The 21,071-nt window shown below is 65.2% G+C and carries 22 protein-coding genes; 11 read left to right on the top strand and 11 right to left on the bottom strand.

The annotated features are described in order from the left end of the window. Positions 1-5: 5 nt before the first annotated feature. A complete protein-coding gene (locus tag H7A87_RS07965) occupies positions 6-1,124 on the bottom strand; it encodes an acyl-CoA dehydrogenase family protein (protein WP_245230249.1) in 1,119 nt (372 codons plus the stop codon). 152 nt (positions 1,125-1,276) lie between these two features. On the opposite strand from H7A87_RS07965, the gene H7A87_RS07960 reads away from it, so the two are divergent. From H7A87_RS07960 to metH, 3 genes are all read left to right on the top strand, one after another. Then, positions 1,277-2,272, top strand: a complete 996-nt coding sequence (locus tag H7A87_RS07960) for a metalloregulator ArsR/SmtB family transcription factor (protein WP_164739894.1) — start codon at positions 1,277-1,279, stop codon at positions 2,270-2,272. After that, the gene (locus H7A87_RS07955) at positions 2,269-3,408 is read left to right on the top strand and encodes a homocysteine S-methyltransferase family protein (RefSeq protein WP_119129086.1); all 1,140 of its coding nucleotides are present in this window, start codon (positions 2,269-2,271) and stop codon (positions 3,406-3,408) included. The genes H7A87_RS07960 and H7A87_RS07955 overlap by 4 nt, the downstream gene beginning before the upstream one ends. A 247-nt stretch (positions 3,409-3,655) precedes the next feature. Further along, positions 3,656-6,409 carry a methionine synthase gene (metH, locus tag H7A87_RS07950; RefSeq protein WP_180496938.1) on the top strand — a complete coding sequence of 918 codons (2,754 nt, stop codon included), beginning with the start codon at positions 3,656-3,658 and terminating at the stop codon, positions 6,407-6,409. Positions 6,410-6,539: 130 nt separating this feature from the next. Here the strand turns inward: metH and H7A87_RS07945 are convergent, their stop codons facing one another. Genes H7A87_RS07945 through fucP form a run of 3 tightly spaced genes read right to left on the bottom strand, consistent with a single transcriptional unit; the run spans position 6,540 to position 9,966 of the window. After that, positions 6,540-7,745 carry an AGE family epimerase/isomerase gene (locus H7A87_RS07945; protein WP_119129084.1) on the bottom strand — a complete coding sequence of 402 codons (1,206 nt, stop codon included), beginning with the start codon at positions 7,743-7,745 and terminating at the stop codon, positions 6,540-6,542. Then, positions 7,742-8,728: a carbohydrate kinase gene (locus tag H7A87_RS07940; protein WP_180496937.1), complete on the bottom strand. Its 987-nt coding sequence runs from the start codon at positions 8,726-8,728 to the stop codon at positions 7,742-7,744. The genes H7A87_RS07945 and H7A87_RS07940 overlap by 4 nt, the downstream gene beginning before the upstream one ends. Beyond that, positions 8,725-9,966 carry an L-fucose:H+ symporter permease gene (fucP, locus tag H7A87_RS07935; protein ID WP_232087969.1) on the bottom strand — a complete coding sequence of 414 codons (1,242 nt, stop codon included), beginning with the start codon at positions 9,964-9,966 and terminating at the stop codon, positions 8,725-8,727. The genes H7A87_RS07940 and fucP overlap by 4 nt, the downstream gene beginning before the upstream one ends. On the opposite strand from fucP, the gene H7A87_RS20920 reads away from it, so the two are divergent. Continuing rightward, positions 9,938-10,060, top strand: coding sequence for a hypothetical protein (locus H7A87_RS20920; RefSeq protein WP_255438075.1), 123 nt, complete (start codon positions 9,938-9,940; stop codon positions 10,058-10,060). The two genes, fucP and H7A87_RS20920, sit on opposite strands and share 29 nt — an antisense overlap. Here the strand turns inward: H7A87_RS20920 and H7A87_RS07930 are convergent. From H7A87_RS07930 to H7A87_RS07900, 7 genes are all read right to left on the bottom strand, one after another. Continuing rightward, positions 10,049-11,221 (bottom strand): LacI family DNA-binding transcriptional regulator, encoded by a 1,173-nt coding sequence (locus tag H7A87_RS07930; protein ID WP_180497004.1) that lies wholly within the window; start codon positions 11,219-11,221, stop codon positions 10,049-10,051. The genes H7A87_RS20920 and H7A87_RS07930 overlap by 12 nt on opposite strands. A gap of 105 nt (positions 11,222-11,326) precedes the next feature. Next, entirely contained in the window at positions 11,327-12,067 is a 741-nt protein-coding gene (locus tag H7A87_RS07925) for a transporter (RefSeq protein ID WP_321186787.1), read from the bottom strand. A gap of 341 nt (positions 12,068-12,408) precedes the next feature. Then, positions 12,409-13,146, bottom strand: a complete 738-nt coding sequence (locus H7A87_RS07920) for a DUF2058 family protein (protein WP_342344367.1) — start codon at positions 13,144-13,146, stop codon at positions 12,409-12,411. 18 nt (positions 13,147-13,164) lie between these two features. After that, positions 13,165-13,401: a SlyX family protein gene (locus H7A87_RS07915; protein ID WP_024939344.1), complete on the bottom strand. Its 237-nt coding sequence runs from the start codon at positions 13,399-13,401 to the stop codon at positions 13,165-13,167. Then, positions 13,394-14,743 (bottom strand): UDP-glucose/GDP-mannose dehydrogenase family protein, encoded by a 1,350-nt coding sequence (locus H7A87_RS07910; protein WP_104582757.1) that lies wholly within the window; start codon positions 14,741-14,743, stop codon positions 13,394-13,396. Before H7A87_RS07910 ends, H7A87_RS07915 begins: the two co-directional genes overlap by 8 nt. Before the next feature lie 24 nt (positions 14,744-14,767). Next, positions 14,768-15,739, bottom strand: coding sequence for an FKBP-type peptidyl-prolyl cis-trans isomerase (locus tag H7A87_RS07905; protein ID WP_016901531.1), 972 nt, complete (start codon positions 15,737-15,739; stop codon positions 14,768-14,770). A gap of 90 nt (positions 15,740-15,829) precedes the next feature. Next, positions 15,830-16,387 carry a glutathione peroxidase gene (locus H7A87_RS07900; RefSeq protein ID WP_104648406.1) on the bottom strand — a complete coding sequence of 186 codons (558 nt, stop codon included), beginning with the start codon at positions 16,385-16,387 and terminating at the stop codon, positions 15,830-15,832. A gap of 135 nt (positions 16,388-16,522) precedes the next feature. Here H7A87_RS07900 and H7A87_RS07895 point away from each other — a divergent pair, with 135 nt between their 5' ends. From H7A87_RS07895 to H7A87_RS07865, 7 genes are all read left to right on the top strand, one after another. Then, positions 16,523-16,771 carry a hypothetical protein gene (locus H7A87_RS07895; RefSeq protein WP_104582755.1) on the top strand — a complete coding sequence of 83 codons (249 nt, stop codon included), beginning with the start codon at positions 16,523-16,525 and terminating at the stop codon, positions 16,769-16,771. Positions 16,772-16,773: 2 nt separating this feature from the next. Beyond that, positions 16,774-17,136: a GntR family transcriptional regulator gene (locus tag H7A87_RS07890; protein ID WP_003483692.1), complete on the top strand. Its 363-nt coding sequence runs from the start codon at positions 16,774-16,776 to the stop codon at positions 17,134-17,136. After that, positions 17,133-18,008, top strand: a complete 876-nt coding sequence (locus H7A87_RS07885) for an ABC transporter ATP-binding protein (RefSeq protein WP_119129080.1) — start codon at positions 17,133-17,135, stop codon at positions 18,006-18,008. Before H7A87_RS07890 ends, H7A87_RS07885 begins: the two co-directional genes overlap by 4 nt. Continuing rightward, a complete protein-coding gene (locus H7A87_RS07880) occupies positions 18,005-18,991 on the top strand; it encodes an ABC transporter permease (protein WP_119129079.1) in 987 nt (328 codons plus the stop codon). The genes H7A87_RS07885 and H7A87_RS07880 overlap by 4 nt, the downstream gene beginning before the upstream one ends. A gap of 10 nt (positions 18,992-19,001) precedes the next feature. After that, positions 19,002-19,826: a DUF2807 domain-containing protein gene (locus H7A87_RS07875; RefSeq protein WP_119129078.1), complete on the top strand. Its 825-nt coding sequence runs from the start codon at positions 19,002-19,004 to the stop codon at positions 19,824-19,826. A 34-nt stretch (positions 19,827-19,860) separates the two neighbouring features. Continuing rightward, complete coding sequence (locus tag H7A87_RS07870; RefSeq protein WP_104648403.1) at positions 19,861-20,391, top strand: DUF2884 family protein; 531 nt, start codon at positions 19,861-19,863, stop codon at positions 20,389-20,391. Positions 20,392-20,594: 203 nt separating this feature from the next. Continuing rightward, positions 20,595-21,017: a hypothetical protein gene (locus H7A87_RS07865; protein ID WP_102596853.1), complete on the top strand. Its 423-nt coding sequence runs from the start codon at positions 20,595-20,597 to the stop codon at positions 21,015-21,017. Positions 21,018-21,071: the final 54 nt, after the last annotated feature.

The raw sequence follows: 21,071 nt of genomic DNA, 5'->3' as shown, positions 1-21,071 counted from the left end.
CGACTTCAGCGCAGGCCGGTCTCGCCGCGCGCAATCACCAGGCGCTGGATTTCCGAGGTGCCTTCATAGATTTCGGTGATCTTGGCGTCGCGGAAGTAACGCTCCAGCGGCATTTCCTTGGAATAGCCCATGCCGCCGTGGATCTGTACTGCCTGATGGGTGATCCACATCGCCGCCTCCGAAGCGGTGAGCTTGGCCACGGCCGCTTCGGTGCCGAACTTCTGGCCCTGCCCCTTCAACCAGGCCGCGCGCAGCGTCAGCAGCAACGCTGCGTCCAGCTTGCACTTCATGTCGGCGATCTTGGCCTGGGTCATCTGAAAGGTACCGATGGCCGCGCCGAACGCCTTGCGCTCCTTGACATACGCCAACGTGGCTTCGTACGCCGCACGCGCGATGCCGACCGCCTGCGAGGCGATGCCGATGCGCCCGGCATCGAGCACGCTCATCGCGGTCTTGAAGCCCTCGCCCTCCACGCCCAGCACTTCATCGGGCTGGGCGATGTAATCGGCGAACTCGATCTCGCAGGTGGCCGAGGCACGGATGCCGAGCTTGGGCTCGGTCTTGCCGCGATGGAAACCGGCGCGATCGGCATCGACCATGAAGGCGGTGATGCCGCGCGCGCCCTTGTCCGGCTCGGTCACCGCAAACAACACGATGTACTTGGCGACCGGGCCGGAGGTGATCCAGCTCTTCTTGCCGTTGATCACGAAGCTGCCATCGGCCTGTTTGACCGCACGGCACCGCATGGCCGAGGCATCCGAGCCGGACTGCGGCTCGGTCAACGCGAATGCGCCGATCTGTGCACCTTCGGCAATCGCGCGCACGTACAGCTGTTTCTGCGCCTCGCTGCCGTTCTTCAGGATACCGGTGCAGAACAGCGAGTTGTTGACCGACACGATGGTGGAATGCGCGCCGTCGGCAGCGGCGATCTCGATCATCGCCAGTGCGTAGCTGATCGGGTCCATGCCGGCGCCACCGTACTCGGCCGGCACCTCGATGCCCATCAGGCCGTTCTCGCCGAGCAGGCGGATGTTCTCCAGCGGAAACTCGCCGCTGCGATCGAACTGCTCCGCGCTGGGGGCGATCTTTTCCTGGGCGATGCGGCGCGCCACATCCTGGATCATCAATTGTTCTTCGGTAAAGCTGAAATCCACGTGGCACCCCTCCAGGCCTAGGCTGAGTGCCCATTGTAGCCCCAACCATTCGCATGCGTATGTAGTTGACCCCACACACTGCCCGGTCGAAAATATCTCCATATCGCGATATAGAGATATTCATGGATCTGGAAGACTGGTCGGCGCGCCTGAAGGTATTTGCCGACGCCACCCGCGTCCGCCTGCTGACCTTGCTGGAGCAGGAGGAACTCACCGTGGCCGAGCTGTCGGCGATCACCCGCCTGGCGCAACCACGCGTGTCCACGCACCTGGCCAAGCTCAAGGAAGCCGGGCTGGTGCGCGACCGCCGCGCCGGCGTGTCGGCCTATTACCGTTTCGATGAGGTGTCGCTGGACCCGGCGCAGCGCGCCCTGTGGCTGGCGCTGAGCACCGGCAGCGACGATCCGCTGCTGCGCCAGGACGCCGAGCGCGTGGCCGCGGTGCTGGCCAACCGCGCCGCCGACCAGAACTGGGCCGATTCGGTGGCCGGCGACATGGAGCGGCATTATTCCCCCGGTCGCACCTGGGAAGCGCTGGCGCGCACCGCCCTGCCCTTGCTGGAAACCGGCGACGTGCTCGACATCGCCTCCGGCGACGGCGTGCTGGCCGAGCTGGTGGCACCGCATGCCACCCGCTACATCTGTATCGACACCAGCGCGCGCGTGGTCGCCGCGGCCAGCGAGCGCCTGCGCAAGCTGCGTAATGTGGAAGTGCGCGAAGGCGACATGCATGCACTGCCGTTTCCCGATGCCAGCTTCGACCTGGTGGTGCTGATGCATGCACTCACCTACGCAGCCAAGCCCGCGCAGGCGGTGGCCGAATCCGCGCGCGTGCTGCGCCCCGGCGGCCGGCTGCTGCTGTGCAGCCTGGCCAAGCACGAACACCGCGCCGCGGTGCATGCCTATGGCCACGTCAATCTCGGCTTTGCGGCCAAGGAACTACGCAAGTTCGCCGAGAAAGCCGGGCTGGACGTGTCCAGCCTGGAAACGGTGACGCGCGAGAAGCGCCCGCCGCATTTCGAGGTGATTTCGTTGATTGCGGTGAAGCCGGGAATCGGGAATCGGGAATCGGGATTGGTTGAAAGCAAAGGCGCTGCTTTGCGGAGAGCTGAATCATGACGCATGTATCCAATCCCCAACCTCCAATTCCGTTTGCGCTGCCGTGGCTGCATCCGGAGCGCGCCGCCAAACTCACGGCCGCGCTTGCCGAACGCATCCTCATCATCGATGGCGCAATGGGCACCATGATCCAGCGTCACGGGCTGCAGGAGCCCGATTATCGCGGCACCCGTTTTGCCGATGGATACGACAGCATGCAGGTACACGTGCATGGCCCGGGCTGCGATCACGCACACGCGCCGCAAGGCCACGACCTGAAAGGCAACAACGACCTGCTGTTGCTGTCGCGCCCGGAGATCATCGCCGGCATCCACCGCGCCTATCTGGACGCCGGGGCCGACCTGCTGGAAACCAACACCTTCAACGCCACCTCGGTGAGCCAGGCCGACTACCACCTGGAACATCTGGTCTACGAATTGAACAAGGCCGGCGCGCAGGTCGCGCGCGCGTGCTGCGACGAGGTCGAGGCGCTGACCCCGCACAAGCCGCGCTTCGTGATCGGCGTGCTCGGCCCCACCAGCCGCACCGCCTCGATCAGCCCGGACGTCAACGACCCCGGCTATCGCAACACCAGCTTCGACGCATTGCGCGACACCTATCGCGAGGCCATCGACGGCCTGATCGACGGCGGTGCCGACACGCTGATGGTGGAAACCATCTTCGACACGCTCAACGCCAAGGCCGCGTTGTATGCGATCGAGGAAGTGTTCGAAGCGCGCGGCGGGCGCCTGCCGGTGATGATCTCCGGCACCATCACCGACGCATCCGGACGCACCCTGTCCGGGCAGACGGCCGAAGCGTTCTATGCCTCGGTCGCGCACGGCAAGCCGCTGTCGGTGGGCCTGAACTGCGCGCTGGGCGCCAAGGATCTGCGCCCGCATGTGGAAACCTTGTCGCAGATCGCCGACGCCTATGTCAGCGCGCATCCCAACGCCGGCCTGCCGAATGCCTTCGGCGAATACGACGAAACCCCGGAAGAAATGGCGCAGACCTTGCGCGAGTTCGCGCAGGCCGGCCTGCTCAACCTGGTCGGCGGCTGCTGCGGCACCTCGCCGGATCACATCCGCGCCATCGCCGAGGCGGTGGCCGACCTGCCGCCGCGGCAGTTGCCTGGCGCGCAGGAGCTGGCCGCGTGATGCGGCAGGCACACCCTCATCCGCCCTTCGGGCACCTTCTCCCGCAAGCGGGAGAAGGGCAGCGCATGGCTTGGCTTGCCACGAAGACACTCCGTGCGCAGCACAGCACCCTTCTCCCGCCCGCGGGAGAAGGTGGCGCGCAGCGCCGGATGAGGGCCGCAGTGTCTCGCACCCCATGGCCAGGCCGCGAGGAACGCCCACGCACCAAGACCAATCGCGCCGCCGTCAACGTCCAGCAGAGCCTCGCATGAGCACTCCCCGCTACACCCGCCTGTCCGGCCTGGAACCGCTGGTCATCACGCCGGACCTGTTGTTCGTCAACGTGGGCGAGCGCACCAACGTCACCGGCAGCGCGCAGTTCCGCAAGCTGATCAAGGAGGAGCGCTACGAAGAAGCAGTGGAAGTGGCGCGCCAGCAGGTCGCCAACGGCGCGCAGATCCTCGACGTCAACATGGACGAGGGCCTGATCGATTCGGAAAAGGCGATGACGCGCTTTCTCAACCTGATCATGTCCGAACCTGACATCGCGCGCATTCCGGTGATGGTGGATTCGTCCAAGTGGAGCGTGATCGAAGCCGGCCTGAAGTGCCTGCAAGGCAAGAGCGTGGTCAATTCGATCTCGCTCAAGGAGGGCGAAGCGCAGTTCATCGAACAGGCACGCAAGGTGCTGCGCTACGGCGCCGCCGCGGTGGTGATGGCTTTCGATGAAGTGGGCCAGGCCGACACCTGCGCGCGCAAGGTCGAGATCTGCACCCGCGCCTACAAGGTGCTGACCGAACAGGTGGGCTTCCCGCCGGAAGACATCATCTTCGACCCGAACATCTTTGCCGTGGCCACCGGCATCGAGGAGCACGACAACTACGCGGTGGACTTCATCGAAGCCACCCGCCAGATCAAGCGCACATTGCCGCATTGCCATATTTCCGGCGGCGTTTCCAACGTGTCGTTCTCGTTCCGCGGCAACGAGATGGTGCGCCAGGCGATCCACTCGGTGTTCCTGTTCCATGCGATCAAGGCCGGCATGGACATGGGCATCGTCAACGCCGGCGGCATGCCGATCTACGACGAGCTGGATCCGGAGCTGCGCGAACGCGTGGAGGATGTGATCCTCAACCGGCGCAAGGACGGCACCGAGCGGCTGCTGGACATCGCCGAACGCTACAAGGGCAGCAAGGGCGCGGCGAAAGTCGAGGACCTCGCCTGGCGCGAGAAGCCGGTGCGCGCACGGCTGGCGCATGCGCTGGTGCATGGCATCGACGCATTCGTGGAAACCGATACCGAGCAAGCGCGCCAGCAATCCACCCGTCCGCTGGATGTGATCGAAGGGCCGCTGATGGACGGCATGAACGTGGTCGGCGACCTGTTCGGTGCCGGCAAGATGTTCCTGCCGCAGGTGGTCAAGTCCGCGCGCGTGATGAAGAAGGCAGTGGCATATCTGCTTCCGTTCATCGAAGCGGAAAAACTGCGTACCGGCGATGTGGGCAAGTCCAACGGCAAGATCATCATGGCCACCGTCAAGGGCGATGTACATGACATCGGCAAGAACATCGTCGGCGTGGTGTTGGCCTGCAACAACTTCGATGTGGTGGATCTGGGCGTGATGGTGTCGGCGCAGGTGATCCTGGACCGGGCGCGTGCGGAAAATGCCGACCTGATCGGCCTGTCCGGCCTGATCACGCCGTCGCTGGAAGAGATGTCGCATGTCGCGCGCGAGATGCAGCGACAAGGTTTCGAGATTCCGCTGTTGATCGGTGGCGCCACCACTTCGCGCGCGCACACCGCATTGAAGATCGACCCGCATTACACCGCCCCCACCGTGTGGGTGAAGGATGCCTCGCGTGCGGTGGGCGTTGCGCAATCGCTGATCTCGCGCGACCTGCGCCAGGCCTTTGTCGCCGCCAACGATGCCGACTACGCGGAGATCCGCGCGCGCCATCGCAATCGCGGCGACGCCAAGCGCCTGGTGCCCCTGGAAAAGGCACGCGCACAGCGTTTCGATGGCGACTGGGACGGCTACACACCGCCCGCCCCGCGCCAGCCCGGCCTGCACGTGTTCGACGATTACCCGCTGCAGGAGTTGATCGAGCTGATCGACTGGACCCCGTTCTTCCAGGCCTGGGAACTGGCGGGCAAGTTTCCGGCGATCCTCAGCGACGCGGTGGTCGGCAGCCAGGCCAGCGAGTTGTACCGCGACGCACGCAAGATGCTGCGCACCATCGTCGCGGAAAAATGGCTGACCGCCAGGGCCGTGTTCGGGCTATGGCCGGCCAATGCCGTCGGCGATGATGTCGTTGTGCTGACCGATCCTGCGGAATCGGGAATCGGGAATCGGGAATCGCAAGGCGATCCTTCGGCGCCGGACCATTCCCGATTCTCCATTCCCCATTCCCTGCACTTCTTACGCCAGCAGGTCGACAAACCCATCGACCGCCCCGACTTCTGCTTGGCCGATTTCATCGCGCCCAAAAGCAGCGGCAAACAGGACTGGATCGGCGCATTTGCGGTCACCGCCGGCATCGGGATCGACCCGCATGTGGCGCGGTTTGAAGCCGCGCACGACGACTACAACGCGATCCTGCTCAAGGCCCTGGCCGACCGCCTGGCCGAGGCGTTGGCCGAGCGCCTGCATCAACGCGTGCGTACCGAGTTCTGGGGTTATGTGGACGACGAGACGCTGGACAACGAGGCACTGATCGCCGAGCGCTATCGCGGTATTCGCCCGGCACCGGGGTATCCGGCCTGCCCCGAGCATAGCGAAAAGCGCACCCTGTTCGACCTGCTCGATGCCGAGCGCCACACCTCGATCACGCTGACCGAAAGTTTCGCGATGCTGCCCACCGCAGCGGTTTCCGGCTATTACTTCAGCCATCCCAGGAGCCAGTACTTCGTGGTCGGGCGCCTGGGCAAGGAACAGGTGGCCGACTACGCCAGGCGCAAGGGCATCACCTTGGCAGTGGCCGAGCGCTGGCTGGCATCGAACCTGGATTACGACCCGGAATAAGGGCCGCCGCAAACACCGTAGGAGCGCGCCCGGGCGCGACGGAGCGTTACCAGTAAAGCCCTGTCGCGCCCGGGTGCGCTCCTACGGTGCAGGCGCCGACGTTCGACGGTGCCGCTGGATCACACCAACATCAGGCAGCCGGGCGCAACACGTTCAGAACCTCGTAGCACGCGCCCATGGTGTGGTAATCGGTCTTGCCGGCGGGGCTTTTTTCATCGCTGTACTTGCGGTTGTCCGCATCCAGGATGCGATACCACGCGCCATAGCGGTGGTCGACCAGGTGTTCCCAGGAATAGGCCCACAGCTTGTCGTACCACTGCCAGTAGCGCTCCTGGCCGCTGCGCTGGGCCAGCAACGCCGCCGCCGCCAGCGATTCGGCCTGCACCCAGAAGTACTTGTCGTCGTCGCAGACCTTGCCGTCCGGGTCGAAGCCGTAATACAGCCCGCCACGCTGTGCATCCCAGGAGCGCTCCACCGCCACATCGAACAGATGCTGCGCGGTCGGCAGCAACCAGTCGCTCGGCGCGTAGCGATCCAGCAGCATCAACAGCTTGGCCCATTCGGTCTGATGGCCGGGCTGGAACCCCCAGGGGCGGAACAGGTGCTTGGGATTGTCGCGGTTGTAGTCCCAGTCGATGTTCCACTGCGGATCGTAATGTTCCCACACCAGGCCGCCGGCCTTGGCCGCCTGACGCCGGGTCATGGTGTCGGCCAGCCACAAGGCGCGGTCCAGATAACGCTGCTCGCCACTGGCTTCGTACGCGGCGATCATCGCCTCGCACATGTGCATGTTGGCGTTCTGGCCGCGGTAGCTGGTGAAGTTGAATTGCGCATCGGCTTCATCGCGGTACAGGCCGAATTCCGGCTCCCAGAAATGTGTTTCCAGCAGCTGCCAGGTTTCGTCCATCCATGCCCGCGCGTCTTCGATGCCGGCCTTTAGGCCGCACGAATACGCCAGCAGCACGAACGCCACGCCGTAGCAGTGATTCATGTCGTCTTCGACCACGCCATCGCGCAGGGTCCAGGCATAGCCGCCGGTGGCCGGATTGCGGTGCACGTTGCGCAGGTAATCCAGGCCGTGATGCACCGCCTGCAGGTACTGCGCATCGCCGAATTCGCGATACGCCATCGCGTAGTTGAAGACAAAGCGCGTACTGCTGACCAGATGCCGATGCCCGGCATCGTAGATCGCGCCATCATCGCGGAAATACTGGAAGAACCCGCCCGCCGGGTCGATCGCGCGCGGATGGTAGAACGCCATGGTGTCGGCGATATGCTGACGCAGCACATCGGCCGAACGGAAATCGGGTGCGGGGGTCGCAGGCAAACGGCTCATGGTTGTTCCTGGATCAGGGAATGGACTTCATCGACGTTCGGCATCGCCGCAAACGCGCCCTTGCGCGTCACCGCCAGCGCACCGACCGCCGCGGCAAAGCGGATCACCGCGGTCATCGCAACCGCATCGCCACACAGCTGCTCCAGCGTGGACGCGCGCGCAGCCAGCTGAAACAGCAGGCCGCCGACGAATGCATCGCCCGCTGCCGTGCTGTCACGCACCTGCACGTCGAAGGCCGGCACCTGGCCGGAATCGGTGCGTGTCTGCCAATGCACCGGCCCGCCGCCGTCGGTGACCAGCAACCAGCTGGCCTGGCCCTGCCAGAGCTTGCGGGTGACCGCGCTGGCATCGCCATCGAGCGTGCCGGCCAGGTAATCGAGTTCCTCGCGCGAGAGCTTGACCACGTCGGCCAGTGCCAACGCCTCCCACAGCAGCGCGGCCGGGTCCACGTCCTGCGGCCACAACATCGGGCGCAGGTTGAGATCCAGGCTGACGATGGCGCCATCGGCGCGAGCGCGGCGCATGCCGTCCAGCGTGCACTGCGCGATCGCAGGTTCGGTCATGCTGTTGGAGCACACATGCAGCACGGCGGCCTGCGTGAAGGCGTCTGCGGCGAAATGCTCGGGGCGGAACAACAGATCCGCCGCAGGCGGACGATAGAAACTGAAACTGCGCTCGCCGGCTTCATCCAGGGCCACGAAGGCCAGCGCGGTCTTGGCTTGATCTGTGCGCACGATGCCATCGGTGGCGACGCCGGCCTGCTGCAGACTCTGCAGCAAGAAGTCGCCGAACATGTCGCGCCCCAGCATGCCGACAAAATGCGCCGCGCCACCCAGCCGCGCCACCGCAACCGCGACATTGGCCGGCGCACCGCCGGCGTATTGCGCAAACGTACGTGCCTCGTCGGGGCCGGCGGATGGCAATGCCAGCATGTCGATCAAGGCCTCGCCGAAACAGACCACCCGGTTCTTGGCCGCACTCATGCGTGCGCCTCCGCCAGTGCGCCACGCAGGCGCGAGCCCCAGATGCCATAGAACACGATGTACAGGTAGCACACCAGCGGCAGCACGAACGACTCGTGCAAGCCGATGCTGTCGGCCAGCAGACCTTGCAGATACGGCACGATGGCGCCGCCGACAATGGCCATGATCAACAGGCTCGACGCGCGACCGGTCAGCGGACCAAGCCGCTCGATGCCCAGCGTGAAGATGGTCGGGAACATGATCGAATTGAACAGGCCGATCGCCACCAGCGCATACACCGCCAGCATGCCGCCACTGGCCATGGTCAGCACCAGCAGCAGTGCGTTGATCCCGGCGAACACCGACAACAGCACGCGCGGCGACAACTTGGCCAGCAGCGCCGAGCCGATAAAGCGGCCGATCATTGCCAGCGTCCAGTAGGCCGACACGTAGTGGGTCGCCTCGCGCTCGGTGAACCCGCCGATCTGCGGCAACGAGAAATAGTTGACCATCAGGCTGCCGATCGCCACTTCCGCGCCGACATAGAAGAAGATCGCCAGCACACCGAAGCGCACGTGCGGATGCGCCAGGGCATCCAGCAGCGAATGCCTGCTTTCGTCCTTCTGCGCGCTCGCGTCGGTCAATGCCGGCAGACGGAACAGGAACACGAAGATCGCCAGCAGGAACAGCACGATGCCCAGACCGATGTACGGCCCCTGCACGGCCTGCGCTTCCTGTACGCGATAGGCCAGCTGCTCGGCCTCGGGCAGCACCTTGAGCTGGTCACCGCTCATCACGGTGTTGGACAGGATCAGCCAGCCACCGAACAGCGGTGCGATCGCAGTCCCCAGCGAATTGAGCGCCTGCGCCAGCGTCAACCGGCTGGAGGCACTGCGCTCCGGACCCAGCAGCGCAACATACGGGTTGGCGGCCACCTGCAGGATCGTGATGCCGGTGGCCAGCACGAACAGGGCGCCGAGAAATGCGCCATAGACGCGCAGTTCCGCCGCCGGCCAGAAGCCCAACGCACCGACCGCGGCAACCGCCAGCCCGGCCACGATGCCCTGCTTGTAGCCAAGCCTGGCCACCAGCCAGCCAGCCGGCAACGACATCAGGAAGTACGCGCCGAAGAAGGTGAACTGCACCAGCATCGCCTGCGCGAAGTTGAGTTCGAATACCGCCTTCAGATGCGGAATCAGGATGTCGTTGAGGCAGGTGAGAAAGCCCCACATGAAGAAGATCGTGGTGACGACCGACAACGCAACGCCGTTGTTGACGGGCGCCTTGTTGCCACTTGGCACTGTGGATTGCGTGGAAAGGGAAACCATAGGAATTGCCTGGTCAGCGGCCTGAGGCCTTGGTGGGGGAATGTGCGGGGGAATCGCTGGGGGAGTGAAGCGAAACGGTGGAACTCGACGCGCTGACGCTGCTGGCGCGGATCTTCAATTCGACCGCGGCGGTCAGGCGTTGCGATGCAAGGTCGGGACTGCCGATACGCTGCAGCACCAGCTGCGCCGCCTGGCGGCCGCGCGCGCGCGGATCGGCGGCCAGGGTGGTCAGCGCGGGGGTAAACAATGCGGCTTCGGCGATATCGTCGAAGCCGGTCACCGCGAAGTCGCGCCCCGGCACGATGCCGTGCATCGCCAGCGCGGCCATCAGGCCCAAGGCGACACTGTCGTTGTAGCAGACCGCCGCGGTTGCGCGATCGTGTTCGGCACGATCCAGCATGCGACCGGCGCATAGCGCAGCCTCCTGCCGGTTCGGCGCGGATTCGACATAGTGCGCGGGCAGCCCGGCATCGGCCATCGCGCGCGCATAACCGGCACGGCGTTGCCGGCAGGAACTGGATTCGGCATGCCCGCCGAAGAACACGATGCGCCGATGGCCTTGCGCAATCAGATGCGTGCAGGCAAGCAACGCACCCTGCTCGTTGTCCAGCGCCAGCAGATCCCAGCTCGCGCCCTCCACTTCGCGGTTGAACAACACCACGTTGTGTTGACGCCCCAGCACCTGGGTCAAGGCCTGCGCCTGGCTGCCTTCGGCCGGCGACAGGATGATGCCGGCAGGCGTGTGCTCCATCAGCGAGGTCAGCACCGCCTGCTGGCGCTGCGTCGATTCGCCGGTGCTGCCGAGCAGGGTCACATAACCGGCTGCGCCCAGCGCCTCGTCCACGCCTGCGGCAAATTCGGCAAAGAACGGGTTGGACAGATCGTTGATGACCAGCGCGATGCTGGATGACGTGCGGCGGCGCAGATTGGCGGCGGCACGGTTATAGACGTAGTGCTGCCGATCCAGCTCGGCCTCCACGCGCGCGCGCGTGGCCGCGTGCACCAGCGGGCTGCCACGCAGCACCAACGACACCGTCGCACGCGACACGCCGATGGCGCCGGCGATATCGCGCAAGGTCACCGCACCGCGTCCGCCGCGACGGGCATCGCCGTCCTCCGCAGCGGACGGAGTCGGTTTGGCACGCGTCACGCTGCCGACCTTGCAATGGAAGAAGTGCGCATGCATCTGGCGTCGATTGGATCGATCCAATTAGGCCTTTTCCGCGCACCCAATGCATGCGGCAGTGCAACATAGTCAGCAGCCGCGCCGATCCTGACTGCAGTCGCCTCCTTACTGGAATGCGATCGACAGGCCGATCCCGCCCTGCCAGTCCGGGCTTTCGGAGGTTAGCCCGCGCAGCACCGAGACATCCAGTTGCATCGCATGCGGCAACTGCCAGGCACCACCGGCGCCGGCCACGCGCGAGTGCTCGCTGCCGGTGTCGAAACCCGCTTCCACATAGCTGCTGAAATGCTCGCCGGAGAAGAACGTGTAGTTGGGCGAGAAGGTCCAGGTATGCCCGTCGCTGTCGCGTGCGTAGTTCACGTACAGCGCCAGGGCGCGCTGCTGCGCCAGATCCCAGGACGCGGTCACGCCCAGTTCGCGCGCATAGCCGTCGCTGAAGGCCGGGCTGCCGGTCGGCACGCTGTAGCTGCCGAGCGCGGCCCAATGAAAGCTGTCCGACTGCGACGGCAATGCCACCTTCAGGCCGATATGGCTGTCGCCCCCGCCACGCACACGCTCACCGCCACCGTGCTGCCAGTTGTAGCTGTCGCTACCCACCTGCAGCTCCACATTCTGGAACAGCCCCAGGCGCAGTAGCGTATCGGCGGTGTACTGCGTGGTGCGTTGCCCGTCGCTGCGATCGGTACTCGCGTCCGGCAGGCCCTGCTCCCACGCGAACGCGCCGGGCTGCAGCACTTCGGCAGCAAACGGAATACCGGGACGGTCGAACGCCGGTGCGTCCTCCGCCTGTGCAGCGGCCTGCTGACTCACCACGCACAACCCAAGCATCACCGCGGCCGGCCGCATGGCACGCGTCGCCTGCAAACCCGAAGCGCCGCGCGCGGTGGATGTGGCCGATGCAACAACGCAGGCCTTCAACATTTTCGACAATATGGACATACACGGCACCATCGGCAGGGAATGAGCGGCAACACAACAGGCACCATGCCCGGAGGCGTTGACCGGTGAGGCCGCGATGGTGCCGCGCGCGCCGTGACCGGCCCGTGTATCGCCCACGCCGCGTCTGCGGCATGGCTCGGCCGGACCGCGCGCAGCAACGATCAGGTGCGCACCACGCAAGGCAACGCATCAAACAACATGGGCACCCATCAGGTGCCCATGACCAACAACACCTAGCGCACGCAGGGTTACCAGACCAGGTCGTCGGGCACCTGATACTGGGGGTCGGCATACGGGTCTTCGCCTGCCGGCGCATTCGGATCCACCTTCAATGCCACCGATGGCGCGAACACCGCTTCGGCTTCTGCCAGTACCTCGGCGGTGACCAACAGATAGCGGCCGTTGAGCTGCAGCACACCCAGCTCGCCGGCGTTGAGCGCCTTGAGCTGATCGGCAGTCACGTAGATACGCTTGATCTTGCCGCCATACGGGAAATGCCGGGCGATGTCCGCATCGGCATGATTCAGCCCCTTGTCCTTGAGCAGCTCTTCGAGCTTGGCCTTGGCTTCGCGACGCAGGCGTGCTTCTTCCTGCTTCAGCCGCTCGGCTTCGATGCGCTCGTCCTTCTCGCGCTGCGCGCGGATCGCATAGGCCTTGGCCAGATCGATGTCTTCGCACGTGCGTGCCGGCCTGGGTCCGCGACGCTCGGCAGTGGACTGCTGCGGACGCGGCGATGCCGCCGGCTTGCCATCGTTACGACGCTCGGGCCGGCCATCGTGTTTGCGCTCGCCCCTGCCGTCGGTCGCCGCAGCGGCATGCGGCCGCTGCGGTCCCCTGCCCTGGCCGCCCGGCTTGTTGCCGCCGGGCGCAGGCCTGCCACCGTTGCCATGTTGACGCGCGGCAGGCCGTGCGTCGGGTTTGCGTTCGGGCTTGGGTGCGGACTTGAAGCCCAACCCAAGCAACTGGTCACGTAAGGTATCGCTCATGGCGGTGGCAATCTGCAATCAATAGTGCGGAGGCGGCGGTTCATCCGCAGCGTCGGCAAACAACGTGGAGCGCACCTTGCCCAGATCCTCGAGCAGGTGGCGGATCAGCTCGGCGTTGCGGGCGCCCGTCAAACGGGCGTCCGCAAGTGCTTCACTCAGTTCGTTGAGCGCCTGCTCCTGAAAGGACAGGCGCGTTTCCAGTTCAACCAACCGCGCGTCCAGTTCCTGGTCGCGCGGCGAGAGTTGCTCATGCATGCAACGAACGGCCTCGTCCGATGGCGTAGTAGGCCAGACCTGCGGCTTCGATTTCCTGCGGGTCGTAAAGGTTACGACCGTCGAACACGACGTCGTCCTTCAAGGCCTGCTTGATCTTGCCGAAATCCGGGCTGCGGAACTGCTTCCACTCGGTGACCACGACCAGGGCATCGGCGCCTTCCAGCGCGGCAAATGCCTCGTCGCAGAAGGTCAGGTCGTCGCGCTCGCCGAAGATGCGCTTGGCCTCATGGGTCGCTTCCGGGTCGTAGGCACGCACGGTGGCACCGGCTTCCCACAACTGCTCCATCAAACGCCGGCTGGACGCGGCACGCATGTCGTCGGTATTGGGCTTGAATGCCAGGCCCCAGACCGCGAAGGTCTTGCCGGCAATGCTGCCGGTGCCTTCGGCGCCGTAATGACGCTGCACCAGTTCGAACAGGTGACCCTTCTGCGCATTGTTGACGCTTTCCACCGCGTTGAGCAGGGTCGGCTCCATGCCGTACTGCTCGGCGGTCTTGGCCAATGCCTGCACATCCTTCGGGAAGCACGAGCCGCCATAGCCGGCGCCGGGATAGATGAAGTGCCAGCCGATGCGCGGGTCCGACCCGATGCCGTTGCGCACGTGCTCGACGTCCGCACCGACACGCTCGGCAATGTTGGCGATCTCGTTCATGAAACTGATCTTGGTCGCCAGCATCGCGTTGGCCGCGTACTTGGTCAGCTCGGCCGACCGTACGTCCATCTCCACGATGCGATCGCGGTTGCGGTTGAACGGCGCATACAGACGGCGCATGCGTGCAATGGCCGCCGGCTTCTTGGCACCGATGACGATGCGGTCCGGACGCATGCAGTCGGCCACGGCGTCGCCTTCCTTGAGGAACTCGGGGTTGGAGACCACGTCGAACTCATGGTCCAGGCCGCGTGCGTCCAGCTCTTCCTGGATCGCGACCCGCACCTTGTCGGCGGTGCCGACCGGCACGGTGGACTTGTTGACGACCACCGACGGGCCGTCGATATGCCGGCCGACGGTACGCGCAACCGCCAGCACGTACTGCAGGTCGGCACTGCCATCCTCGTCCGGGGGCGTGCCCACGGCGATGAAGGTGATTTCACCGTGCGCAATCGCCTCGGCCGCATCGGTGGTGAAGCGCAACCGGCCAGAGGCGTGGTTGGCTTTCACCATCGGCTCCAGGCCGGGTTCATAGATGGGAATCACCCCACGATTGAGACCATCAACTTTCGCCTGGTCGATATCCACGCAGATAACGTGATGACCTACTTCCGCCAGACAGGTACCGGTGACAAGACCAACATAGCCGGTACCAAAGATCGCAACTCGCATGGGTGGGGGTACTCCTGTGGGGGATCAGGGAAGGATACCCATCAGTTCGACATCGAACGTCAACGTTGCGTCTGGTCCGATCGGCCCCCCCTGCGTGCCGTTCGGGCCATAGGCCAAGTTGGATGGAATCCAGAAACGATACTTCGAACCGACCGGCATCAAGGCGACGCCCTCGGTCCAACCTGCAATGACTTGATTCAGACCGAACTCGGCCGGCTGGCCGCGCTGGTAGGAGCTGTCGAAGACCTGCCCGTTGAGCAGCTTGCCTTCGTAGTTCACGCGCACCGTGTTGGTGGGCATCGGACGCTCGCCGCTGCCCTGGCGCAGCACCATGTACTGCAGGCCCGATGCGGTGGTGATCACGCCCTTTTCGGTCTTGTTCTTGGCCAGGAAGGCGTTGCCTTCCTCGCGGTTCTTGGCACCGGCAGCGCCCTGCTTGGCAGAGGCAAACGCCTGCATGGTGGCCGCGGCTTCCTGCTGGGTCAGGCGCGTGGTGCCCTTGGCGAACACGGTGCGGACGGCTTCCATCAGGATCGACAGGTCGATCTCGTCCTTGATGCCGGCCAGCGAAGGACCGACTGCGCGATCGCCCAGCATCAGGCCGACATTTTCCTTGGACGGCGCGGCCGGCGCGCTGCCCGGGGCCATGCCCGGAACCTGCTGCCCGTTACGTGCCGCCAGCGCGGTGCGCAATGCGGTATCGGTGGCCTGGGTCTGCTCGTCGGACAACAGCGGCTTGCCGCCCTTGAATGCATTCTCGATGGCGCGTTGCAGTGCGCTCACATCGATGTCCTGGGCAATCGGCTCGAACGAACGTGCCACATCCATACCGATGGCGTAGCTGACGTTGTCGCGCGTGCTCTTCTCAGACGATGCATTCAAAACTGGCTTCTCCTTGGTGGCCGCTGCGGCCGGTTGCTGCGACATCGCCGGCATCGATGCCGACAGTGCCACCATCAGTAGCGACGCCGCCGCGCCGCGCTTTCCCATCTTCATTCGATGCACTTCCCGAAAGTGAAAAGACACGCCGACGCCGGCGCTGAATGCGCATTGTCGCATGTGCGCGTGGCGTTGCGAGCGCCGCGCTCAGCGCGACGGCGCGTTGAGCTCGCGTTCGATTGCCGCCAGCACGCTCGGATCGTCCGGTTTGATCTTGCTGGGGAACTGCGCCACCACGCGTCCATCGCGACCAATCAGATACTTGTGGAAGTTCCAGCCCGGCGCCACGCCCGTGGCCTGCGTCAACCGCTGATACAGCGGCGTGGCCTGCGCGCCCAGCACATGCACCTTCTCAAACATCGGGAACTTGACGCCATAGGTCAGCGTGCAGAATTCCTGGATCTGCTTCTCAGATCCCGGTTCCTGCCCCTGGAAATCGTTGGACGGAAAGCCCAGCACCGAAAAACCGCGACTGCCGAAGCGCTGGTTCAGCGCCTCCAGCCCTTCGTACTGCGGGGTGTAGCCGCATTTGCTGGCGGTGTTGACCACCATCAGGACTTTGCCGCCGTAGGTACGGTTCAGGTTGATCGGCGCCTTGCCGGCCAGCGGCCGGTAGTCCAGATCCAGCACCGGCGCGCCTGCGGCCAGCGCCGCGGCGGAAAAAAAGCCAGCGAATACAACCACCAGCAGACGTTTGAGCAACATGGGCGATCCCTTTCGATAGGTCCGGGCCACCCGCGGTTGCGGGGTGCCATCAGTTGGGTATGACAGGCAGTTGACTGCCTGCGTGTCGGTGTTATAGTTGAATACAACACCAGTCATCCAACGCAGGGGGAAAGCATGAACAGCACACGCTTCACGCGACCAGCTCCATTGCTGCTGTTCGGCAGCGCCCTGTTCGTCATTGGTTGCCTGGGAGCCGCTTCCAGTCAGGTTACGGAGTCCGGCGCCGATTATGGCGTGTCGGAGGCGGTTACGGAAAACGCGACGACTCCCCCCGAAGCGCGCACCCGGCCCGGCCGGCACCTGCGCGCTTCGCTGTCGATGCCCTATTTCTCCTTCGCGCAGGTCCTGCGTCCACGGAGCTGACCATGAACGACATCCAATGGAGCGACGGCGCTCCCATCTACCGCCAACTCAAGGAACGGGTGATTGCCATGATGCTCGATGGAATCCTCAAGCCGGGCGACGCCCTGCCCTCGGTACGGCAGGTGGCGGCCGACTACCAACTCAACCCCATCACCGTCTCGCGTGCCTACCAGGAACTGGCCGACGAGAACCTGGTGGAGAAACGCCGCGGCCTGGGCATGTTCATGACCCCGGAGGCCGCGCAGAAATTGCGCGGCAGCGAACGCGAGCGTTTCCTGAATGAAGAATGGCCCGCGGTGCTGGAACGCATCCAGCGCCTGGGACTGTCCATCGACGATCTGTTGCCACAGGGAAAAACACCATGACCGCCGTCTCCTCCGACCATGTGGTCGACGCACGTGGCCTGCGCAAGGCCTACAAGCATCGGCTCGCGCTGGACAACACCAGCTTCACCATCGCGGCCGGGCGCATCGTCGGCCTGATCGGCCCCAACGGCGCCGGCAAGACCACCGCGCTCAAGGCGGTGCTGGGGCTGACCGATTTCGACGGCGAGCTGAGCGTGCTCGGCATGGATCCGCGCACCCAGCGCAACGCGCTGATGAACGAGGTCTGCTTCATTGCCGACGTGGCAGTGCTGCCACGCTGGCTGCGGGTTGGCGAGGCGATCGACTTCGTCGCCGGCGTGCATCCGCGCTTTGATCGCACCAAGTGCGAACGTTTCCTGGCCAATACGCAGCTCAACCGCAAGTCGCGGGTGCGCGAACTGTCCAAGGGCATGATCGTGCAGCTGCACCTGGCGCTGGTGATGGCCATCGACGCGCGCATCCTGGTGCTGGACGAGCCCACGCTGGGCCTGGACATCCTGTATCGCAAGCAGTTCTACCAGCGCCTGCTGGAGGACTACTTCGACGAGCAGAAGACCATCATCGTCACCACCCACCAGGTCGAGGAAATCGAACACATCCTCACCGATGTGATGTTCATCCGCGACGGCCGCATCGTACTGACCGCCGACATGGAGAACGTGGCCGAGCGTTACACCGAAGTGCTGGTGGGTGCCGAACATCTCGACGCCGCCAGAGGCCTGACGCCGATCGACGAGCGCGGCCTGCCGTTCGGCAAGACCGTGATGCTGTTCGATGGCGTGCCCAAGGCGCAGCTCGCCCGTTTTGGCGAAACCCGCAATCCCGGCCTTGCCGACCTGTTCGTTGCGGTCATGAAGGGGACCTACGCATGAAGACACTCACCCACCAAGCTTCTCCCGCACGCACGTTCGGCTGGCTGCTCAAGCGCGAGTACTGGGAACACCGCGGCGGTTTCGTCTGGGCGCAGGTCATCACCGGCGGCATCGCGGTGTTCTTCGCGCTGCTGGGCGCGGTGATCGGCGCGATCAGCGCGCGTCGCAACATGATCGGCGACAGCATCACCATGGACGATCTGGCCGAATACACGCGCACGCTGGGCCAGGTCGGCGACGGCCTGCTGCTGGGCGGCATCGGGATCGCCTCGGTGGTGCTGGCATTCGTGGTGTTCTTCTATTCGCTGGGCAGCCTGTACGACGACCGCCGCGACCGCAGCGTGCTGTTCTGGAAGTCGCTGCCGGTGTCCGATGTGCAGACGGTGCTGTCCAAGGCGGTCTGGGCGTTGTTGCTGGCGCCGCTGATCGCCATCGCGATCGGCGTGCTGGTCGGCCTGGCGCTGTGGCTGATCGCCATCGTGGGCGCCCTGATCGCCGGCGTCCCCAGCCCCTGGGCACTGGCAACCCATTCGCATCCCTTCTCGCTGCTGTGGCTGTTGCTGAAGACCGTGCCGATGAGCCTGCTGTGGGCGTTGCCGACCGTGGGCTGGCTGATGTTCTGCTCGGCCTGGGCCACCAGCAAGCCGTTCCTGTGGGCGGTGCTGTTCCCGCTGCTGGCCTGCGTGATGTTGAGCATCCTCTCGGCGATGCCGGGTGTCTCGCTGCCGATCGGCTGGATCTGGTACATCGTCGGCTACCGCGGCCTGCTCAGCGCCCTGCCCGGCACCTGGTCGCCACGTGCGGTCAGCGGCAACCTCGACAGCAGCGCGATGCAGAACCCCAGCGATCTGGTGCAGTGGGCGCTGCAGCACACCGACAGCGCACTGGTCTATGGCAATCCGGACATCTGGATCGGCGCCGCCATCGGCGTGGTGCTGATCGCTGCCTCCATCTACCTGCGCCGTCGGCGCTCCGAAGCCTGAAGGACATCCCATGCGTCGTCTGCTGAGTCTGGCCATCCTGTGCGCAGTGCCCGGCGCTGCGTTTGCCGAGGAGCAATGCACATTCTCCGAACCGCGCAGCCTGGAGTTGAAACTGAGCGGAGTGAAGTCGGTGCTGTTCGAGGTCGCCTCCAACGACCTGCATCTGGACGCCGCGCCAGGCAACGGCGGCCGTCTGAGCGGCCGCGCCTGTGCCGCCAGGGCCGACCTGCTCGAGGGCCTGACCGTCACCCAGAAGCGCGTCGGCGACAAGCTGGTGGTGACGCTGGCCGATGACCGCCCGTCGCGCATTTCCATCGGCGACAGCTACGCGTACCTGGACCTGCGTGGCAACGTGCCCGACACGCTGCTGGTGCAATTTGACGTGGGCTCCGGCGACGCCGAGATCAGCGGCGCGGCTGCAGTGAGTGCCGATGTCGGCTCCGGCGACATGGCCATCCACCGCACCAAGGGCCGGGTGACCGCCAAGGTCGGTTCCGGCGACATCGAACTGGAGGACATGGGGGCATTGCGCGTGCTGGCAGTCGGCTCCGGCGATCTCAAGGCGCGCCGGATTCGCGGCGCGGCAGAGGTCGGCAAGGTCGGCTCCGGCGACGTCAAGCTGCGCGGCGTTGCCGGCCACGTCAGGCTCGGCACGGTCGGCTCCGGCGATGTCGATATCGACGATGTACAGGGCGATGTCGGCGTGGAAGCGGTCAACTCCGGCGCCCTGAGCGTGCACAAGGTGCGCGGCGACGTCAGCGTGGCGCGCAAGGGCAGCGGCGACATCGACGTCAGCGATGTTGCCGGCACCACCCGCGTACCGACCGACAACTGACCACTGCATTGACCATTACTGAGGGGGACTGCTGATGAAACTGTTGATTTGTGCGGTATTGGCGGGTGCGCTGCTGGTCGGTTGCGGCAAGTCCGAACCCACCGTCGTGGTATCGGGCAAGGCCAACGCGCGCGGGGTGAGCTTCAACGGCAAGAGCCTGACGCTCCACCGCGACGGTCTGCCTGCTGCCACCATCGGCGCGGATGGCGCGCTCAGCATCGCCGGCAAGCCGGTGAGCCTGAACGATGCGCAGCGCCAGGCGATGCGCACTTTCTATGTGCAGATCCAGGGCGTCGCCGAAAAAGGCATCGACATCGGCACGCAGGGCGCGGCCTTCGGTGCGCATGCCGCCGGCGAAGCACTCAAGGGCGTGCTCAGCGGCAACACCGACCAGATCGGTGACAAGATCCAGGCGCAGGCGGAAACCTTCAAACACAATACGATGCAGATCTGCGACCAGCTGGCCACGCTGCGCAACGCGCAGGACGCCGCCGCGCAACTGGTGCCGGCATTCGCGCCGTACTCGACCCTGACCCAGCACGACGTCGACGACTGCCGCAAGTAAGCGCGGCACCGACCGCCGCTGCGCCCGTCGATGGGGGCGCAGCGGCGGACCGGAACCAGCTGGAGCGTCGTGTCGATTCTGCGCGCACGCCAGGCAACCGATACCGGCCTGCGACATCTTGTCAGCGGCGCCATGTGCCGCCGGCACTGATCGGCTGCCGGAGCGGGATTACACTAATGCGCTCCCCAGACCCCAGCGACCCCATGAACAAGTTCGTGATGCTTTGCATGGCGCTCCTGCTATGCGCCCTGACCGCCTGTGGCGACCAGTCGTCGCGGCGCGCCGAACGCGGCAAGCCGCGCGTTGCCATCACCACCCAGTCGGTGATGATCCGCCGCCCACCGGCCGCCAATGCGGAAATCACTCCGGACGGCACGCTGAAGATCGACGATATCGCGCTGCCGCAGAAGGAACCGACGCGCGCCAAATTGCAGTTGCTGTTCGGGCACCTGCAGATGCTGCGCCAGCAGGCCGTCAACGAGGCCGGCGCGGATCCGGAGTACAAGTCGATCAAGCTGACCGCCACGCCGGAGATCCAGCAGCTCAGCGGCGAATTGCTGGACGAGATCCCGTCGCTGCAACCGTATCGCGAGAGCTTCGGCAACGTGCAGGCCGAGCGGCACTGAGTCGCTGGCGACGCCGCGGACTCGCGCAAGCCCGTGTAGGAGCGCACCTGGGCG

This window comes from Xanthomonas sp. CPBF 426 (assembly GCF_903989465.1).
Taxonomy (GTDB): Bacteria; Pseudomonadota; Gammaproteobacteria; order Xanthomonadales; family Xanthomonadaceae; genus Xanthomonas; species Xanthomonas euroxanthea.
Note: the sequence above shows the minus strand (reverse complement) of the source record. Positions and strands in the feature narration are given on the sequence as shown.

Excerpts from the sequence above, each read along its gene's own strand:
- H7A87_RS07965 (WP_245230249.1), bottom strand. The coding sequence starts at position 1,124 with ATGATCCAGGATGTGGCGCGCCGCATCGCCCAGGAAAAGATCGCCCCC.
- H7A87_RS07960 (WP_164739894.1), top strand. The coding sequence starts at position 1,277 with ATGGATCTGGAAGACTGGTCGGCGCGCCTGAAGGTATTTGCCGACGCC.
- H7A87_RS07955 (WP_119129086.1), top strand. The coding sequence starts at position 2,269 with ATGACGCATGTATCCAATCCCCAACCTCCAATTCCGTTTGCGCTGCCG.
- metH (WP_180496938.1), top strand. The coding sequence starts at position 3,656 with ATGAGCACTCCCCGCTACACCCGCCTGTCCGGCCTGGAACCGCTGGTC.
- H7A87_RS07945 (WP_119129084.1), bottom strand. The coding sequence starts at position 7,745 with ATGAGCCGTTTGCCTGCGACCCCCGCACCCGATTTCCGTTCGGCCGAT.
- H7A87_RS07940 (WP_180496937.1), bottom strand. The coding sequence starts at position 8,728 with ATGAGTGCGGCCAAGAACCGGGTGGTCTGTTTCGGCGAGGCCTTGATC.
- H7A87_RS20920 (WP_255438075.1), top strand. The coding sequence starts at position 9,938 with ATGAAGAAGATCGTGGTGACGACCGACAACGCAACGCCGTTGTTGACG.
- H7A87_RS07930 (WP_180497004.1), bottom strand. The coding sequence starts at position 11,221 with ATGCATGCGCACTTCTTCCATTGCAAGGTCGGCAGCGTGACGCGTGCC.
- H7A87_RS07925 (WP_321186787.1), bottom strand. The coding sequence starts at position 12,067 with ATGCGGCCGGCCGCGGTGATGCTTGGGTTGTGCGTGGTGAGTCAGCAG.
- H7A87_RS07920 (WP_342344367.1), bottom strand. The coding sequence starts at position 13,146 with ATGAGCGATACCTTACGTGACCAGTTGCTTGGGTTGGGCTTCAAGTCC.
- H7A87_RS07915 (WP_024939344.1), bottom strand. The coding sequence starts at position 13,401 with ATGCATGAGCAACTCTCGCCGCGCGACCAGGAACTGGACGCGCGGTTG.
- H7A87_RS07910 (WP_104582757.1), bottom strand. The coding sequence starts at position 14,743 with ATGCGAGTTGCGATCTTTGGTACCGGCTATGTTGGTCTTGTCACCGGT.
- H7A87_RS07905 (WP_016901531.1), bottom strand. The coding sequence starts at position 15,739 with ATGAAGATGGGAAAGCGCGGCGCGGCGGCGTCGCTACTGATGGTGGCA.
- H7A87_RS07900 (WP_104648406.1), bottom strand. The coding sequence starts at position 16,387 with ATGTTGCTCAAACGTCTGCTGGTGGTTGTATTCGCTGGCTTTTTTTCC.
- H7A87_RS07895 (WP_104582755.1), top strand. The coding sequence starts at position 16,523 with ATGAACAGCACACGCTTCACGCGACCAGCTCCATTGCTGCTGTTCGGC.
- H7A87_RS07890 (WP_003483692.1), top strand. The coding sequence starts at position 16,774 with ATGAACGACATCCAATGGAGCGACGGCGCTCCCATCTACCGCCAACTC.
- H7A87_RS07885 (WP_119129080.1), top strand. The coding sequence starts at position 17,133 with ATGACCGCCGTCTCCTCCGACCATGTGGTCGACGCACGTGGCCTGCGC.
- H7A87_RS07880 (WP_119129079.1), top strand. The coding sequence starts at position 18,005 with ATGAAGACACTCACCCACCAAGCTTCTCCCGCACGCACGTTCGGCTGG.
- H7A87_RS07875 (WP_119129078.1), top strand. The coding sequence starts at position 19,002 with ATGCGTCGTCTGCTGAGTCTGGCCATCCTGTGCGCAGTGCCCGGCGCT.
- H7A87_RS07870 (WP_104648403.1), top strand. The coding sequence starts at position 19,861 with ATGAAACTGTTGATTTGTGCGGTATTGGCGGGTGCGCTGCTGGTCGGT.
- H7A87_RS07865 (WP_102596853.1), top strand. The coding sequence starts at position 20,595 with ATGAACAAGTTCGTGATGCTTTGCATGGCGCTCCTGCTATGCGCCCTG.